The organism is Hyphomonas sp. CACIAM 19H1, from assembly GCF_003325995.1.
GTDB classification, from domain to species: domain Bacteria; phylum Pseudomonadota; class Alphaproteobacteria; order Caulobacterales; family Hyphomonadaceae; genus Hyphomonas; species Hyphomonas polymorpha.
On sequence record NZ_CP016437.1, the window covers coordinates 2,363,712 to 2,378,630 of the forward strand.

General features: G+C 57.8%; 18 protein-coding genes and 1 pseudogene. 12 read left to right on the forward strand and 7 right to left on the reverse strand.

What is annotated here, in order from left to right:
• Positions 1–35: 35 nt before the first annotated feature.
• The 9 genes from BBF93_RS10980 to BBF93_RS11020 all read left to right on the forward strand — a co-directional run bounded on the left by BBF93_RS10980 (position 36) and on the right by BBF93_RS11020 (position 6,927).
• Positions 36–395, forward strand: coding sequence for a FlgB family protein (locus BBF93_RS10980; protein WP_233349097.1), 360 nt, complete (start codon positions 36–38; stop codon positions 393–395).
• A 13-nt stretch (positions 396–408) separates the two neighbouring features.
• Positions 409–795, forward strand: a complete 387-nt coding sequence (locus tag BBF93_RS10985) for a flagellar basal body rod C-terminal domain-containing protein (RefSeq protein WP_035600157.1) — start codon at positions 409–411, stop codon at positions 793–795.
• A gap of 12 nt (positions 796–807) precedes the next feature.
• The gene (locus BBF93_RS10990) at positions 808–1,107 is read left to right on the forward strand and encodes a flagellar hook-basal body complex protein FliE (protein WP_114105920.1); all 300 of its coding nucleotides are present in this window, start codon (positions 808–810) and stop codon (positions 1,105–1,107) included.
• Positions 1,108–1,129: 22 nt separating this feature from the next.
• Positions 1,130–1,393: a flagellar biosynthetic protein FliQ gene (locus BBF93_RS10995; RefSeq protein ID WP_035600159.1), complete on the forward strand. Its 264-nt coding sequence runs from the start codon at positions 1,130–1,132 to the stop codon at positions 1,391–1,393.
• Positions 1,394–1,402: 9 nt separating this feature from the next.
• The gene (locus BBF93_RS11000; protein WP_114105921.1) at positions 1,403–3,481 is read left to right on the forward strand and encodes a flagellar biosynthesis protein FlhA; all 2,079 of its coding nucleotides are present in this window, start codon (positions 1,403–1,405) and stop codon (positions 3,479–3,481) included.
• Positions 3,481–4,236 (forward strand): flagellar biosynthetic protein FliR, encoded by a 756-nt coding sequence (locus BBF93_RS11005; protein WP_233349098.1) that lies wholly within the window; start codon positions 3,481–3,483, stop codon positions 4,234–4,236. The genes BBF93_RS11000 and BBF93_RS11005 overlap by 1 nt, the downstream gene beginning before the upstream one ends.
• Positions 4,237–4,245: 9 nt before the next feature.
• On the forward strand, positions 4,246–5,319 hold the full coding sequence (locus BBF93_RS11010) for a flagellar biosynthesis protein FlhB (RefSeq protein WP_114105922.1): 1,074 nt from the start codon (positions 4,246–4,248) through the stop codon (positions 5,317–5,319).
• Entirely contained in the window at positions 5,316–5,651 is a 336-nt protein-coding gene (locus tag BBF93_RS11015) for a hypothetical protein (protein ID WP_114105923.1), read from the forward strand. Before BBF93_RS11010 ends, BBF93_RS11015 begins: the two co-directional genes overlap by 4 nt.
• A gap of 103 nt (positions 5,652–5,754) precedes the next feature.
• Entirely contained in the window at positions 5,755–6,927 is a 1,173-nt protein-coding gene (locus BBF93_RS11020) for an acyl-CoA dehydrogenase family protein (RefSeq protein WP_114105924.1), read from the forward strand.
• A 584-nt stretch (positions 6,928–7,511) separates the two neighbouring features.
• On the opposite strand, the gene BBF93_RS11025 is transcribed toward BBF93_RS11020, so the two are convergent.
• From BBF93_RS11025 to BBF93_RS11040, 4 genes and pseudogenes are all read right to left on the reverse strand, one after another.
• Positions 7,512–9,071 (reverse strand): LA2681 family HEPN domain-containing protein, encoded by a 1,560-nt coding sequence (locus BBF93_RS11025; RefSeq protein ID WP_114105925.1) that lies wholly within the window; start codon positions 9,069–9,071, stop codon positions 7,512–7,514.
• Entirely contained in the window at positions 9,068–9,616 is a 549-nt protein-coding gene (locus BBF93_RS11030) for a hypothetical protein (protein ID WP_162786516.1), read from the reverse strand. Before BBF93_RS11030 ends, BBF93_RS11025 begins: the two co-directional genes overlap by 4 nt.
• A gap of 76 nt (positions 9,617–9,692) precedes the next feature.
• Positions 9,693–10,988, reverse strand: a complete 1,296-nt coding sequence (locus BBF93_RS11035) for a restriction endonuclease (protein WP_114105927.1) — start codon at positions 10,986–10,988, stop codon at positions 9,693–9,695.
• Positions 10,989–11,123: 135 nt separating this feature from the next.
• A pseudogene (locus tag BBF93_RS11040) lies at positions 11,124–11,633 on the reverse strand (transposase); the annotation flags it as partial.
• Between the two features lie 160 nt (positions 11,634–11,793).
• Here BBF93_RS11040 and BBF93_RS20065 point away from each other — a divergent pair.
• Positions 11,794–11,937, forward strand: coding sequence for a DUF6471 domain-containing protein (locus tag BBF93_RS20065; protein ID WP_370454379.1), 144 nt, complete (start codon positions 11,794–11,796; stop codon positions 11,935–11,937).
• Between the two features lie 113 nt (positions 11,938–12,050).
• Entirely contained in the window at positions 12,051–12,761 is a 711-nt protein-coding gene (locus tag BBF93_RS11050; RefSeq protein ID WP_162786517.1) for a DUF2160 domain-containing protein, read from the forward strand.
• A 244-nt stretch (positions 12,762–13,005) separates the two neighbouring features.
• Here BBF93_RS11050 and BBF93_RS11055 read toward each other — a convergent pair whose 3' ends face one another.
• Complete coding sequence (locus BBF93_RS11055) at positions 13,006–13,311, reverse strand: hypothetical protein (RefSeq protein WP_114105930.1); 306 nt, start codon at positions 13,309–13,311, stop codon at positions 13,006–13,008.
• A gap of 237 nt (positions 13,312–13,548) precedes the next feature.
• On the opposite strand from BBF93_RS11055, the gene BBF93_RS19945 reads away from it, so the two are divergent.
• The gene (locus tag BBF93_RS19945; protein WP_114105931.1) at positions 13,549–13,779 is read left to right on the forward strand and encodes a helix-turn-helix transcriptional regulator; all 231 of its coding nucleotides are present in this window, start codon (positions 13,549–13,551) and stop codon (positions 13,777–13,779) included.
• A 7-nt stretch (positions 13,780–13,786) separates the two neighbouring features.
• Here BBF93_RS19945 and BBF93_RS19525 read toward each other — a convergent pair whose 3' ends face one another.
• Both BBF93_RS19525 and BBF93_RS11065 read right to left on the reverse strand, forming a co-directional pair.
• Positions 13,787–14,227, reverse strand: a complete 441-nt coding sequence (locus tag BBF93_RS19525) for a hypothetical protein (protein ID WP_162786518.1) — start codon at positions 14,225–14,227, stop codon at positions 13,787–13,789.
• 282 nt (positions 14,228–14,509) lie between these two features.
• Positions 14,510–14,919, reverse strand: a 410-nt coding sequence (locus BBF93_RS11065; RefSeq protein ID WP_162786519.1) for a transposase, incomplete at its 5' end; no start/stop codon positions are given.

The window sequence follows — 14,919 nt, forward strand, 5'->3', positions numbered from 1 at the left end:
ATTTTCCCAAAGGGTTAACCTTGGTGAATTGTCCCATGATTTCGGATCTCCAGCTTTTCCAGATCTATGGCGCGATGGCGCGGCATGCTGCCGAGAGCCAGAAGGTCAGCGCCACGAATGTCGCCAATGCCGATGTGCCGGGGTTCAAGGCGGGCGAGATTGAGAGCTTCGAAGCTTTCCTCGCACGGACCATGCCCACCGGTGGCCCCCAGGGGCTTACCTCCGGCTTCGAGACTGGCATTTCAGCCGCGCCGTCTGATCCGAACGGGAACAATGTCAGCATTGAGCGGGAGATATTCAGTTCCACCGAGGCGATGGGCCAGCACAATATGGCGCTGACCGTCTACTCCAAATCCATTGATCTCCTGCGCACCGCGCTGGGCAAGTCACGCTGAGGAGGGATAAACCATGAATCCGCTTAAAGCTGCTCAGCAACAGGCCGTCTCCGGAATGGAGCTTCAGTCCCGCCGCATGGGCGTGACGGCTGAGAACATCTCCAATGCCGATACGCCCGGCTACAAGCGCAAGCTGCTGATGGTCGAAGAAACGCGTCAGACCAGCGGCGACCAGTTCCTGGCCTCTCGCGTGCAGCTGGATGAGGCCGAGGGCAAGCGCGACTACAATCCCGCTCACCCGATGGCCGATGCCGATGGGTATGTGACCATGTCCAACGTTTCGATCGTGACTGAGCTGGCCGACATGCGGGAAGCCAACCGGTCTTATGAAGCTAATCTCAATTCCTTCCAGCAGGCCCGGTCAATGTACCGTTCCCTGCTGGATATTCTGCGCCGTTGAGGAGGGCAGTAGATGTCAACTCTGGGGTTCAATCCGTATACCGCGCTCAACACGCCGCGTCCGGCCGAAGGGGCCAAAACTGCCGGCCAGGCACCCGAAGCGGCAGGCAGCAAGTTTGCTGAAACCATCGCCGACTTCCGCACAACCATGCAGGAAGCCGAGCAGACAGCGATCCAGACCGCTGTTTCCGGCGCGGATCCCCATGCGATGGTTGAGGCGCTGACGAATGCCGAGCTGATGCTCGACGCCGTGGTCACGATCCGCGACAAGGTGGTGGAAGCCTATCAGGAACTCCTGAGAATGCCGGTCTGAACCATCGGCGGGGGGCCATCACATGTCAGAGGGTGAGATATTCGAGGTCCTGCGGGCCCATCTTTGGGGCGCCGCGATGATGGGGCTGCCGATCCTGGCGGTGACGCTGATCGTCGGCTTCGTTATCGGCCTCATCCAGGCGCTCACCTCCATTCAGGAAATGACGCTCACCTTCATTCCGAAGATCCTTGCGGTCCTCGTCGTTTTCTTTCTTTCGCTCGGTTACATGACCAAGGTTGTCCTTGATCTGTTCAATAACTGGGTGTTGCCGATTATAGCCGGATAGCGCGCGCCCATGCCAATGCAGAGCCTCCTGAATTTCACCAAGCCTACCGCGCTGCTGGCCATGGGGCTCATGGCCATCATTCTCGTGATGGTCCTGCCGATGCCGGCCTGGGTGCTGGATGTTGGCCTGACGCTGTCCTTTGCCCTGTCGATCCTGATCTTCACTACGGTGATCTTCGTGGAGAAGCCGCTCGATTTCTCCTCCTTTCCTTCGATTCTGCTAGCCTCGCTGGTCTTGCGGCTGGCCCTCAACGTTTCCTCGACCAAGCTGATCATCGGGGAAGGGCATACCGGCACCAATGCAGCCGGCGGGGTGATCGAAGGTTTCGCCATGTTCATCATGGGCGGGAACCTGTTTGTGGGGCTCGTCGTGTTCGGCGTTCTGGTGATCGTGAACTTCATGGTCATCACCAAGGGCGCTGGCCGGATGGCCGAAGTTGGCGCGCGCTTCGCCCTGGACGCCATGCCCGGCAAGCAGCTCGCCATCGACTCCGATCTTGCTGTGGGCGCGATCACGCATGAAGAAGCAAAGATCCGCCGTCAGAGGGAACAGGAAGAAGCCGCCTTCCTCGGCTCGCTGGATGGTGCATCGAAATTCGTCAAGGGTGATGCGATTGCCGGGCTTCTGATTACCGCGCTGAACCTCATCGCCGGCATCGGCTTTGGCGTGGTTGCCCATCAGTTGAGCATTGTGGAAGCGCTGAACAACTATTCGATCCTGACAGTGGGCGACGGCCTGGTTTCGCAGATCCCGGCGGTCATTGTGTCTGTGGCGGCCGCGCTTCTGCTGTCCAAGGGCCGGGAAGAAGGCGCCATCGACCGCGCGCTTGGTCTACAACTGGCCGGAAATGCGACGGCGCTTTACATCGTCGCCGGTATCCTCGCTATCTTCGCCCTGCTGCCGGGCCTGCCCTTCCTGCCGTTCATTGCGGCCGCCGGCGGCCTTGCTGCAGGCGCCTATTTCATCAAGAAGGCTGCCGACGAGAAGGCCGCCACCGAGACGGCCAAGCCAGAAGACGCTGCGCCCAAGGCGCCCAAGATCGGCGATTCGATCTATGCGGACGAAATCCACCTCGAAGTGGCACCGGACCTCGTCAATATGGTGCTGGTCGGCGATAACGGGTTTGAAAGCCGGATCGACAAGATCCGCCGCTATATCGCCGAAGAGTATGGCTTCGTCCTGCCGCCGATCCGGATGACGGATAATCCGACGCTGAAGAAGAATGAATACCGCATCCGGATCCAGGGCGTGCGGGTGGATTCTGGCATTCTGCGCCCAGGCCAGGTTCTGGCGCTGATCGAAGACAATCAGCTGCCGCATCTGGCCGGGGAAAAGGTGCGCGAGCCCGTCTACAAGGCCGCTGCCCGCTGGTTGCCGTCAGCCAAGAAGCAGGAGCTGGCTGCGGCCGCCGTTCCGGTGGTCGAGCCGATTGAAGTGCTCGCCACGCATATGCTGGAAGTGATCCAGTCCAACTTCTCGCTCGTCTTTACCCGGATGGTGATGATGGAAACGCTGGAAGCGCTGACTGCCATTTCCGACATCGACCGGGCCGGCGCCAACAAGCGGTTCCTCGACGAATACATTCCGGGCAAGGTGACGCCGGAGCTGCTGCTGTCGGTCCTGCGCATGCTGCTGACCGAACGGGTGCCGATCCGCAACCTGTTCCTGATCATCGAGACCGTGGCTGAAGCAAAGCCCCAGGGGCTTGCCTTGCCGCGGGTTGTTGAACTCGTCCGCCAGCGGCTGGCCTTCCAGATTGTCGACCGGTTGCAGGACGATCAGGGCCGCCTGCCGCTGATCCAGCTGTCGACCAGCTGGGAGCAGAAATTTGCCGAGTATGAAGTGAACAACGAGAATGGCGGATCGGATATCGCCCTGCCGCCGGAAGTGTTCGGGGAGCTGATCAATTCGGTGCAGGCAAAACTCAACGAGACGGCCCAGAAGGGGATCGTCGCGGCGGTGGCGACCTCATCCCGCCGCCGGCGTTTCCTGCAGACCGTTCTGGCGAGCAAAGGCATTCGCAATGCCGTGGTTGCCTATGAAGAGATCAACGCCAAGAGCAAGCCGTACATCATCGGCGTCGCCTGATGGAAGTACTCGCCCCCTATCTGGGGCAGGCGAGCCCGTGGATCGTGCTGTTCCTGACGGTTGTGGCGCGCCTCTCCTTCGTCGTCTTTCTGATGCCGGGCATCGGCGACCAGGTTATGTCGGCGCGCACGCGGCTATTCGTATTACTTGGCCTCTCGGCGGCAATTGCTTCGACCGGCGCCGTGCCAGCGCCCGACGCACAGAGGCTCGGAGACCTTTTGCAGCTGCTGGGCAGCGAAGTGATCATCGGCCTGGGGCTTGGGGCGCTGCTGCGCCTTTCAGTCTGGATGCTGACGATTGCCGGAACGGTGATCGCGCAGTCGATCGGGCTGGCGCAGTTTCTCGGCGTGGCGCTTGAGCATGAGGCGCAGACGGTGACCTCCAACATGCTGTCAATGGCTGGCACAGTGATCCTGCTGACGGCGAACTACCATATTGCCGTCGTGGACGGGCTGATGCGGCTTTACACCGAGATCCCGCTTGGCGAAGTGGCGCAGGTGAACTGGGGGATGATCTATGGCAGCTTCTATTCTGCCTTGAGCTTCGCTCTGATGCTGGCCTGGCCATTTGTGGCGGCAAACCTTTTCTACAACATATGCCTGGGTTTCATAAACAAGGCGCTGCCGTCGCTGATGGTGGCCTTTGTCGGCGCGCCCTTCATGGTGGGGGCAGGGGTGATGCTGCTGGCGATCTCGATTTCCGGCATGCTGATCATCTGGAAAGACCGCGCGCTTCAGGTTATCGGTTGGCTGTAGGACAGAGCGATGGCCGAGCAGGATAACGAGAGCGGCGAAAAGGAATTTGATGCCTCCGAGCAGCGCCTTCGCGAGGCGCGGCAGGAAGGCAATGTTCCCCAGTCGAAGGAGGCCAATGCCTTTGCGCTCACGCTGGGCATCCTGGTGGCGGCACTTATCCTCAACTCGGTGGTTGGCCCGCGCCTGTTCGATGACTTCTCGCGTATCCTCTATCATGGCGACGCCTTTGCCGAGGACATCTTCAATGGCGATGGCGGCGCCACCTGGATGTGGCTGGGAACAGTACTGATCGCGCTGGCGCCGCTGCTTATCGTGATGGCGGCGCTGGTGCTGCTGGCGCTGATCATCCAGCGGTCGATTGCCTTCTCCGCCAAGAAAATCATGCCGGACATCAAGAAGATCAACCCGGCCGAAAACCTCAAGAACAAGTATGGCACCAAAGGCCTCACCGACTTCATGAAAGACACGGTGAAGATGCTGTTTGCCGGCGGGCTGGGAGCACTGTTCCTGTATCAGTTCGCGCGGGACTATTATGGCGCCGCAGCGGTGGATACGGCTGATTTCTATCAGTTCACGTTCAATCAGGCCCTGCGGCTGATCCTTTATTTCTTCGCTTTCCAGTTCGTGCTGGCTGCGCTCGATCTGCCGCTGCAATGGCGTATTCATGCCAACAAGCTGCGCATGTCGCGCGAGGACATGAAGAAGGAGCTCAAGCAGAGCGAGGGCGACCCCTATATGCGCCAGCAGCGCCGCGAGCGGGCTACCAAGATTTCGCGCGGCCAGATGATGCAGAATGTGAAGACGGCAACGGTGGTTATGGTGAACCCGACCCATTATGCCGTCGCGCTAAAATGGGATCCCGACAGCAAGAAGGCGCCCATCTGCGTGGCCAAGGGCGTGGACCATCTGGCGCTGAAGATCCGCGAACTGGCGATCGAGAGCAATATCCCGATCTACAGCGATCCGCCTGCAACCCGCTCGATCTATTCGATGGTGGAGGTGGACGAGGAAATTCTTCCAGAACACTTCGCGGCGGTGGCCGCTGCCATCCAGTTTGTTGACCGGCTCAGGAGCGGCGCATGACCCTCATTCCCCGCAAGCAAGCCGCCCAGCTTCAAACCCTGGTGGGCATCAAGCGGCAGAAGGCCGAGCAGGACATGCTGAGCCTTCAGATGGAGGTGCGCCGGATCGAGGCGGAGATTGCAGCGATCAGTGAAAACCTGAAAGCGCTCGACCGGACGGGCGAAGAATATGACGGGGCGAGCCTTGCCCGCCGCCATGGTGCGGTGGAACGGATGATTGCCGAGATCGACCGGCGCAAGGCAGAGCTCGCGGCGCGGCAGGCCGAGCTGGCGGCGGCGCGCGAAGCCCTGAAACGCGTGATGCATTCGGAAGACCGGATCAGCGACCTCTAGAATACGGCGTGACGTTGCGGCAAGCGGCACTCCGCCGGGGTGCAAGGGGCGCGTGGGGATGCCATAGGTCTGCGCAGAATTCACCGGCAGAAGGAGCGGCACCATGTCTTACCCCGATCAGGCCCTCGCCATAGAGATTGGCGAACGCGTCGAGAAATTCGTGCGCGAAGTGGTGGCCACATATGAGCGCGATCCGCGCCTGGAAGAACATGGCCCTTCGCCGGAACTGGTGAAGGAGCTGCGCGACAAGGCGCGGGAAGCGGGCGTGATGACGCCGCATATCCTGCCCGACCATAGCCATCTCTCCCAGCGCGGCACGGCGCATGTTCTGAAGAAGACGGGGCTTTCCCCGCTCGGCCCGGTGGCATGCAACACCGGCGCTCCCGACGAAGGCAACATGTTCCTGTTGGGCAAGGTCGCCACCGAAGCGCAGCGCGCGCGTTTCCTGGAACCGCTCGTTTCCGGCGAGGCGCGCTCGGCCTTCTTCATGACCGAACCGGCCGCTGAAGACGGCGCAGGGTCTGACCCCTCAATGATGAAGACCACCGCTGTGAAAGACGGCGATCACTGGGTGATCAATGGCCGCAAGACCTTCATCACCGGGGCAGACGGCGCCTCGGTCGGCATCGTCATGGCGAAGGCAGAAGAAGGCGCGTGCATGTTCCTCGTCGACCTGCCGAGCCCTGCGATCCGCATCGAGCGGCTGCTCGACACCATCGACAGCTCCATGCCGGGCGGCCATGCGCAGGTAATGATCGAGAACCTGCGTGTTCCGCAGGCGGATATGCTGGGCAATCCGGGCGAAGGCTTCCGCTATGCACAGATCCGCCTCGCGCCGGCGCGGCTGTCCCACTGCATGCGCTGGCACGGCGTGGCAACGCGGGCTCAGGAAACTGCGACAGAGTATGCCTGCACACGGAAGGCTTTCGGCAAGCTGCTGATCGATCATGAGGGAGTCGGTTTCATGCTGGCGGAAAACCAGATCGAGTTGAAACAGGCCGAGCTGATGATCGACTGGTGCGCCGACGCGCTGGACGCGGGCGAGAATGGCAATGTCGAAAGCTCGATGGCGAAGGTGGCCGTCTCCGAGGCACTGTTCCGGGTGGCCGACCGCTGCGTGCAGGTGATGGGCGGGCTGGGCGTCTCGCGCGATACCATCGTGGAACAGCTCTTCCGGGAAGTGCGCGCCTTCCGCATCTATGATGGCCCCACCGAAGTGCACAAATGGTCGCTGGCGAAGAAGATCAAGGCAGCCCATCTGAAGGCCGGGCATTGACGCGCAAGGCCCGGAGATAGCAGAAGTCTGCCGCATGCAGGCAGACCTCGACTATCGCTTTTCCGTTGCCCCGATGATGGATACTCAGAAATATTGTTTATAAACAAGTGTTTGATGGTGTCCGTGGGCGGATTGTGTGCTTGCGTCTAAATGGACGCGATTGGATGGAGTTGTGTCAGACACGCACCATATGAGCGCTGGTGGTCGGTCCGATTCCCTTAGTGGCGGCAGCTATCACTTTACGGTACAGCGTTACCATTTCCGTGCGCAAAGTCCAAAGGGTTCGTATGCTCCGCGTACCGCAATCCTGTCAGACATCGCTGCGCCTTTAGAGCCCCGTGCGCCTTTTGAGCGCCCCGAAGGGGCGTGGCGTGTGACCTCTAAACCTATCGATGACTGTGCGATTTACACCCTGGACTAGGAATGAGGAGTCACATGTGTGGCGGGGGGTAAAGATCGCGAACAGGCTTGGGCATGAACGGGTTATGGGCCGCATCTGGACAGGCAGGTTTCCGCCAACAAAGGCGGACAGCTACCAATCAATTGAAGCAACACTCGATGGCACTGCGTATAGTCTGGTAAACTTATTCCCTGCGGCCTCTGATGTAATCATGGTCCGGCACCTCAGAAGTTAAGGCCAATGCACCCTGTGCGTTGTCTTTGTTGCGCTCAGAGAAAATGATAAAATCGACGAAATAAAAGAGCGCTGCTCTTGCAAGCCTCAACGAGGCAAGCGTCAGCTGCTCAAAATCTTCAAGATTATTGTGGTTGATGGCCGACGACTTCGATGAATGGTCGCGTCCCATGTCATGAAGCACAGTGAATCGATGGGTAGACGAGTTCCTAAAATGTTTCTGGGCGCCCATGAAGCCGTCGCCCAGGTTTTCATGCCTTGAGACGTCCTGGAAGATGTTGAAGAGTGCGATCAGCGGTTGATTGCCGCCAATCAGTTCGGCCTCAACTGGTCCCGACAAGATGAAACTCTTTTCCTGCTTGCCCCAGATGTTGATGAACGATGTCTTTTGCGCCTTCGGAAGCTTCAAATAGCAGGCTATGGCGACAGAAATTTTGTCGAGGATATCGAATGCAATGCGCTGTGCTGTTGTCAGCGCTGAGTACCTAACTCCGTAAACGGCATAATCCAGAGTGTCCGCGTGAGATGTGGTTTCGAAGTACGGTGTATCGGCGTCGTCCCCGCGAACTTCAAAGAAAACCTGTCTGGCAAAGGCAAAATCTGCCTTCATGACGTTGATCATGGCGAAAATTTCAGGGACGCCTAACTCATCTAGCAAGCTCGTGTGGACATGGGGGATAGTCAAAAGATCGAAACGACCGGACGAAAATTCCTCGGTGCTGCAATGGAGGGACAGTGCGATATTGTTGCGGCGAACAAACGAGAAGTACGGGTTATCTATGGGTTTCGCAGGCACTTCATCGAATGTCAGTGCCTGCTCCACCGCCTTTTGTACCTCAGGCAGTGCGGACGTCCCGGCAAATTGCTCGAAAACGTCGTAGTTCTTTGAAATGACTGACGCCAAGTATCGAACGCGCTGGCACAGTGCATCGACATGGCAATAGGACCTGTAAGTTTCTTCGTTTTGGAAGAAAAGATTCGCCAGCGACATCAAGCGCCGCATCTCCTGGTAAGCCGCTACCGCGTTAGTCGGCAGGATACACTGTGCGTGTTGAAAGCAATCAAGGGCCTCAACCCACCGATGCGTTTCTAGGAACAAAATCCCGATATTTGTGAGCATTCGTGATTGAGTCGCCAGTGACGTCGAAGTGTCATTCATCACCGCCCCAAAATGGACGCGGGCTCGAAAACGATCATCTGCGACTTGACCGCAAAAGGACGTTTTAGACTCGTCGGAATGCCGTGCGCGAAGCTGTAGGCCGTTGGCCAAATTGTATGCAATATCGGGACTGAAAGCGATCTCCGCCGATAGGGCCTCAAGGATATCTACGCCGCGACTCACCGACGTGAGATCGCCAAGAGCATCTCCGCAATCGATTAGAATGATTGCAGCGGTGGCCCTGCCGTTCGGCGTCTTGTCCAACTCGTCCACCCGGCGGAGCGCCTCTGCCGGACTTCTGTCCCGCAACTCTTGAAGTTCTCTGATGAGACTATCGCTACGTTCCGTCACGAGCAGATGTGCTCCATCTTCTGTCTATACTTCTTGCGTAGGTCCGTATTTGCCGGATCGTTCAGCGCGGCGAGATAGTCGTCGAATGCCTTGGTCAATTCTTTGTGCAGAAGGCTGCGATTTATTTCGATCCGTCCATCATCGTGGAACACAAAAAGCTCGCCCCACCTTCTCACGATGATACGGTCAGTCGATCCAGTATGATGGAGTGCGCAGCGGCCTTGCTCAAACACACGGACTGCTAGTTTCCCTGCATCTTTGTCGGCGGGCACACATGCGGTGAAGGCTGGCCAGCTCGTCAAAAATGCCTGGAAGAGCACTTTGCTCTTGCCGTTATGACTGGTCAGCCCGCGGCGAAATCCTTCGATAGTCTCGATCAACAGAAAATCGATGGCGAGTACTGCAAAACCGTTTGTGCCGCGCGCCTTGCCAATATCTGAATCGATCAATAACTGCGCCGGTTCGACAAAGCGGGACCGAATGCGCGCGTCGAGAATTGAAATGGCTGCAGCCCAGTCCTCCGGCGAGGAATTCTGTTCGTCCAAGGTGAGACAGGTCCAGTCAGTTACTTTGTAACCGGGCGCGACCTCAAAATTATCCGGTAGTGTAGACGATCCCATGTTATCCGGCTCGTGCCTGACGTCTCGCAGCGTCAGCCTCCCTTTTCTCCGTAGCCTGATCTTTGCGGTACGTTGCGACCCGCTTTAGGATGGCCAGCAGTTCGCCAAAATGCTGTACACTCGGCTCCGCATCGAATAGCGGGCAACCGCGCTCTTTATCGACGGCGAAACCCACCTGGCACGGTGCATCGTGTCTTTCGAGACGCAGGTATTTGTCTGGTTCTTCAGCCACTTCCCTGCCGGCAGCTTCAAGCCGCTGCCAATATTCGTCTATCTCATCCTTATGCTCAGTCAGTGTCGTACGTCTGAATGAACTCACTCGCGTGCAGTCCGCGCTGCAGACATCCTGCATCTCCGATAGGAGTTGATCAGCGATCGGCATCAGCAGATAGGCTTGAACATCTTCTGGAAACTTGTCCTGTTCGCCGCGCGTAATGGAGTCGATCACCAGCTCTGCGACGCTCTCAGCAGGTAGGAGGTCGATTGCGCGCAATATCAAATAGGCAAAAGCCCGAATGATTGGCGTCTGCTCCACACCGGTCTTAGAAGCGCGCATCATCAAGTAAGGTACATTCACCAGACCTATATGTAGCACTTGGACAAGAGATGCCGCATCAAGAATAGCACCCCAGGGCCGATGTGTTATGCTGCCATTGGCGAACTCGTTTACAACAAGAGCGAATCCGCCAGAAGGCGTGAGCTTGGTCTCTGTGCGGGCCTTCCAAAGCTTCTTCAAGATGGGAGAGGAGACAAACTCGAGCTTGTTCCAAAACCGCGATTCGAGCGCCTTAAACTGCCCATCAAGGCTGAGCGCTTCGGAAAATAGCCGCAACACAACATCGGGATGGCGCGACAACAACCGTTCCAGATGACTGCCGTCCCACAGCTTGACCTTCGGCCTGGGATTCTTCTTCTGCCATTCCTTTACCCAGTCGCGGGTGGGATTGGAGAACTGGGTATTGGTGGCGATGACCACATAGTCCAGGTCGCCTCTGGCCTGCGCATTAATAACCGCGCTTTTTACTTCGTCCGGTTCAACAGTTCCACTTCGCCCTTTGCATTCCACCCACCAGACTTGCGGCTCCATTTCCAAGTCTGCCGTCGGAGCGTAGAAATGTGCTTCAAGGTCGCGGCCGCCATCCGATGCGCCGCCGCCGCTCCCGCCCGTGCGCCACTCGAGGTCCTTGGCGCCCATTGCGTCTAAGAGCCAGTACAGGCTTTCCTCCAAATCCCGGCCCTTCAATTCCGGAAATGGGATTGAGGCCGGGAGTATCCATTGTTTTTCTACATCGCTCATACTGCCCAAGATTACTATCGCTGGAAGAAAATTCCCATCTGTTTATTTCCGTCGGCATGCTCCTTGCTCACCAAGAAAGGTGTTCCCGGCTGTCCCAGCATTGCCGGCCGGACAAATCTCGCCTGGGGCTCGATCGAGCTCCCGTACTATGTGGGCACCTGAGATCGAAGTGTCGGCGACGAGCGCGAGACATTCCCGGGTGAAGTCATCGATCACGCAAAGCATGCGGAACCGCCGGGCGGGGCCGAACACGTCGGACACAAAGTCGAGGCTCCAGCGCTTCGTTCGACCGTCTGGCACCGGCATGGGCTCACGCGTTCCAGTAGCGCACTTTCGACCTCGTCGGAGTTTCACCGACAGGCCTTTCTCTTTGTCGAGACGCCTCAGTTTCTTGTGGTTCATGACGATGCCCTCTCTTTCGAGCATGCTGTCAGCGAGCAGCTTCTTAAACCGCGCGTTCTCGGTCTCCTGCGTCTTCAGCTTGCGGGTATCGGCAACGTCCTTACCACCGTACTTCGACTTCCATTTGTAGAAGGTGACGCAACTGATCCCGTCCCGTCGGAACACATCCGCTGTGGCCATGGCACGCTCCTGCTCAGCCAGGATCGCAATGATCTGCTCGTCGGTACATTTGCTCTTGCGCATTGTCTGTGTCCGTTACGACAGACTCTCCATTCAAATGCAGGACCAAACGGGTCTCAGGTCATGATCCGCAAAGACGATCCGATCAATCAAGAGTTTGAGACTCTAGTCGAGAATTTGCTTAAAGCAGAACGGAAGAGGCGAGGGATAACCTACGCCCAACGTGCAGAGAAAGCTGGCGGCATTGGGGATTAATGAGAATGACCGCAATCTTAACAACAAGATCGCACGGGGCGGCTTCTCGGTCGCGTTCTTGCTGCAATGTCTGATCGCGGTGGGGGTAATGGACCAGCGTATTTCGCAGTAGTTGCGATTGTCGCGATGTTTCTGGTTAGCGCTTTCCTACGCTCCAGCCAGGAAGCCGATCAACGCTATCAGGCCCACTCCCATTACGGCGCCGCTACCCAAGAAGGCGCACAGGTGAAACCACCTGTTGTGATCGGGCTTGCTCCCCCAGAGACTAGCCCGAAAACCTATAACCCCGAGCAATATGGAGATCAGGCCGATCTTATAGCGCAGCGGTGGATGGCTTGGTCCGCTGTCGCGCTTCTGATTGTCACTACCATCGGTGTGATACTTGTTGGCATTACCGTTTGGCAAACCCGCAGTGTCCTGTTTGAAGCTCGCCGCACTGCGGATGCAGCTTCGGATACTCTTGCTGCAACCAGGACCATCGGTGATAGGCAGCTTCGCCCCTACATCCTCTACGATTCCGCTGATAATACGTACTGGACCGCTGAAGACGGTCGCCAAAGCGGCTCGGTCGATATTTCTTTCAGAAATTGCGGGCAGAATCCGGGCATCATTACCAACCGCATGGCAACCGTTTCTGGCCCAAAAAAGGGCGGCGGCTGGCATTGGATAGGGGATCAATTTTCGCGGGGTCGCGTCATCCTTGGGCCGGGACAAACGACCAAATTTAGATTCTCGACCACTTCGGCAGACGATAAGGGCCGCTTCTCTTGGTATGAGATTGGCGTACTAATCTCATACCACGATCAATACGGAACCACTTATGAGGATCACGTCTGGTTGACTTTCGATCTGCGCGAGTTTCGTCAGGACTATATGGCTGCCGGAGAGCGGAAGTTCCGCCGGCCCGAGGATTGGCCAGAGCAACCAAAGGACTAACACCCTAATTATTTCCAGCCCCTTCCAGGGATTGGAACCGGCGGCAGGCTTAGTGTGCTTGCCACATAAGTCCGGACATTTCCGAGTTGCCGCTCTTTGGGAATAGCCCGGCCGGAGTGTGAGGACGGTCCGGTATACACCGAACCTAAAGTACACAGCGGCGCAGCGCGTGCCGATCGAAAGTGAGCGGAACAAATCGCTTGAAAAAAGTGTTCTGAAGGCCTTCGAGTTTGGGCGGGCTCTATCAGTTGGAGAGGGGTGCGGGCGCCTCTCGGTCAACCGACATGCTCATCTGGTCAACCGCTATCCACAATACGTCTTCCGCAGAGCCGGCACACCGCAGCACATATTCCAGGGCGTTCAGCCGCTTGTATAGCGTCCGGCCATCGTCTGCGCCACCGTCAGCGAGCGTCAGGTCCACCAAGGCTCTTGCTGCTGTCAGCGCGGCATCCAGATCTGTAAGGGCGCTTTCTGCGTCATCGCTGAAGTCCCCCAGCGTCCGGCGCCGTTCAGCTCTGTCTTCGGAAGCTGCCGATGTCTTTTTCCCCATTGAGCTCTCCCTCAGAAAGAAATCTGCATCTGAGTATGCATAAGTCCTGCGGTGCCATGTTTTGCGTTTCAGCTTGATGCTGAGAACGGAATACCCGGCAGATGATAATCAGCGCTCACGCAGAATATGGGCAGCGCGACCAGAATCTGTTACGGATGGAATTACACTTTCTGGGTAATCCATTATCGAGAACGTGTCAAACTAAAAAGAACCTTTAAATACACAAAAAGTGCAATTATGATTTCTGCGCAATTGCGAGCTGCCCGGGCGATGTTGAACTGGAGCCAGACCGACCTGGCCGGGGAGTCGGGTCTCTCTGTCGAAACGATCAAACGGCTAGAAAGAATGGCAGGGACTCTGGACGCGACCAAGGTGTCTACCCTGACGTCGATTATCGACGCCTTCGCCAAGGCGGGGGTTGAGTTCACGAATGGCGGAGCGCCCGGCGTTCGACTTCGACCGAAATGATCCGGCCTTATGCGTCGTTGGATCGGCGCGGGCTGAGCATCATGGCGGGCAAGGCAAGGGCAACTGATCTGAATGTGCGGTAACTCGGCTTCCGTGCTGACACCGCAGAATCATTCGCTCGCCAAAGAGCCGAAACCAGAAAAACAGAGAGACGATTGCCGTCAGCGATCAGGAGATTGCTGCGCCGGATTTCCTGTTTTCCGAAACCCGCGCGACTAGACGGGCAATCTTCCAAAAGCAAAGCCGCCCCGGAAGAATCTCCGGGGCTTTTTGGTGTGGTCGCGCACAGGATTTGTCCAAGCGACAAGGCGTTCGCGAGATATTTTCCAGCACCGAAGGACGTCTGCTGTGTCGTTCTGCGCGGCCAGAACTTTGTTCCAGAATGAAGGCGTTCAATTACCGTTGAGCCCGCTGGCGAGGGGTAAGCATCGCAGTTGAAATCGTCCACGCCGCATCCAACGCCGTGTGCTTTATCCGGCTTTCAATTCATCCGTAAAGATCCGGATCTGGGAGCGGAGCACCGGACTTTCTTTCTCAGTGGCACGTCTAGTCTCCCTTCGCGAAGTGACAGTTCCAGGCTGGAACCGCGTTAGGGAAAGGAAAAATCAGCTGGCGACCTATCGGGCGCTCCTGCAAAGCGGGGCAAATGAATGCAGTGCGGAGCAGGGGACACGAGAGCGAACCCGGGAGGGCGAGAGCGAACGTATCCGTCCGGAGGCGACACATGATGTCAGGTCTTGACGGGATTTTCCGCTTTCCAAGCCCATGGCAGGAGTTCGCCGATCCGATTGGCCGGGTGGCCATCGGCCATACGTCTCAGGACATCGGTGAGCCAGGCATAGGGTTCGACGCCATTGAGCTTCGCCGTTTCGATCAGCGAGCAGAGGATGGCCCATCGTTCAGCACCGCCATCGCTGCCTGCAAACAGGTGGTTCTTGCGGCCGAGAGCGACCGGGCGGATCGCGCGTTCGACCGGGTTGGTGTCGAGTTCGATGCGGCCGTCATCGAGGAACCGGGTGAGGCCTGTCCAACGCCCCAGCGCGTATCGGATGGCATCTGCGAGCGTGCTGCGGGCGGGCAGCTGGGCCAGTTGGCTTTCGAGCCAGAGGCGGAGGTTTTCAACGCGCGAAGCGGACAGTT

Bases quoted from the DNA above. Each gene is read 5' to 3' on its own strand.
- BBF93_RS11020 (WP_114105924.1), top strand. From the start codon at position 5,755: ATGTCTTACCCCGATCAGGCCCTCGCCATAGAGATTGGCGAACGCGTC.
- BBF93_RS10990 (WP_114105920.1), top strand. From the start codon at position 808: ATGTCAACTCTGGGGTTCAATCCGTATACCGCGCTCAACACGCCGCGT.
- BBF93_RS10985 (WP_035600157.1), top strand. From the start codon at position 409: ATGAATCCGCTTAAAGCTGCTCAGCAACAGGCCGTCTCCGGAATGGAG.
- BBF93_RS10995 (WP_035600159.1), top strand. From the start codon at position 1,130: ATGTCAGAGGGTGAGATATTCGAGGTCCTGCGGGCCCATCTTTGGGGC.
- BBF93_RS11010 (WP_114105922.1), top strand. From the start codon at position 4,246: ATGGCCGAGCAGGATAACGAGAGCGGCGAAAAGGAATTTGATGCCTCC.
- BBF93_RS19945 (WP_114105931.1), top strand. From the start codon at position 13,549: ATGATTTCTGCGCAATTGCGAGCTGCCCGGGCGATGTTGAACTGGAGC.
- BBF93_RS11055 (WP_114105930.1), bottom strand. From the start codon at position 13,311: ATGGGGAAAAAGACATCGGCAGCTTCCGAAGACAGAGCTGAACGGCGC.
- BBF93_RS11015 (WP_114105923.1), top strand. From the start codon at position 5,316: ATGACCCTCATTCCCCGCAAGCAAGCCGCCCAGCTTCAAACCCTGGTG.
- BBF93_RS11000 (WP_114105921.1), top strand. From the start codon at position 1,403: ATGCCAATGCAGAGCCTCCTGAATTTCACCAAGCCTACCGCGCTGCTG.
- BBF93_RS11035 (WP_114105927.1), bottom strand. From the start codon at position 10,988: ATGAGCGATGTAGAAAAACAATGGATACTCCCGGCCTCAATCCCATTT.
- BBF93_RS10980 (WP_233349097.1), top strand. From the start codon at position 36: ATGATTTCGGATCTCCAGCTTTTCCAGATCTATGGCGCGATGGCGCGG.
- BBF93_RS11005 (WP_233349098.1), top strand. From the start codon at position 3,481: ATGGAAGTACTCGCCCCCTATCTGGGGCAGGCGAGCCCGTGGATCGTG.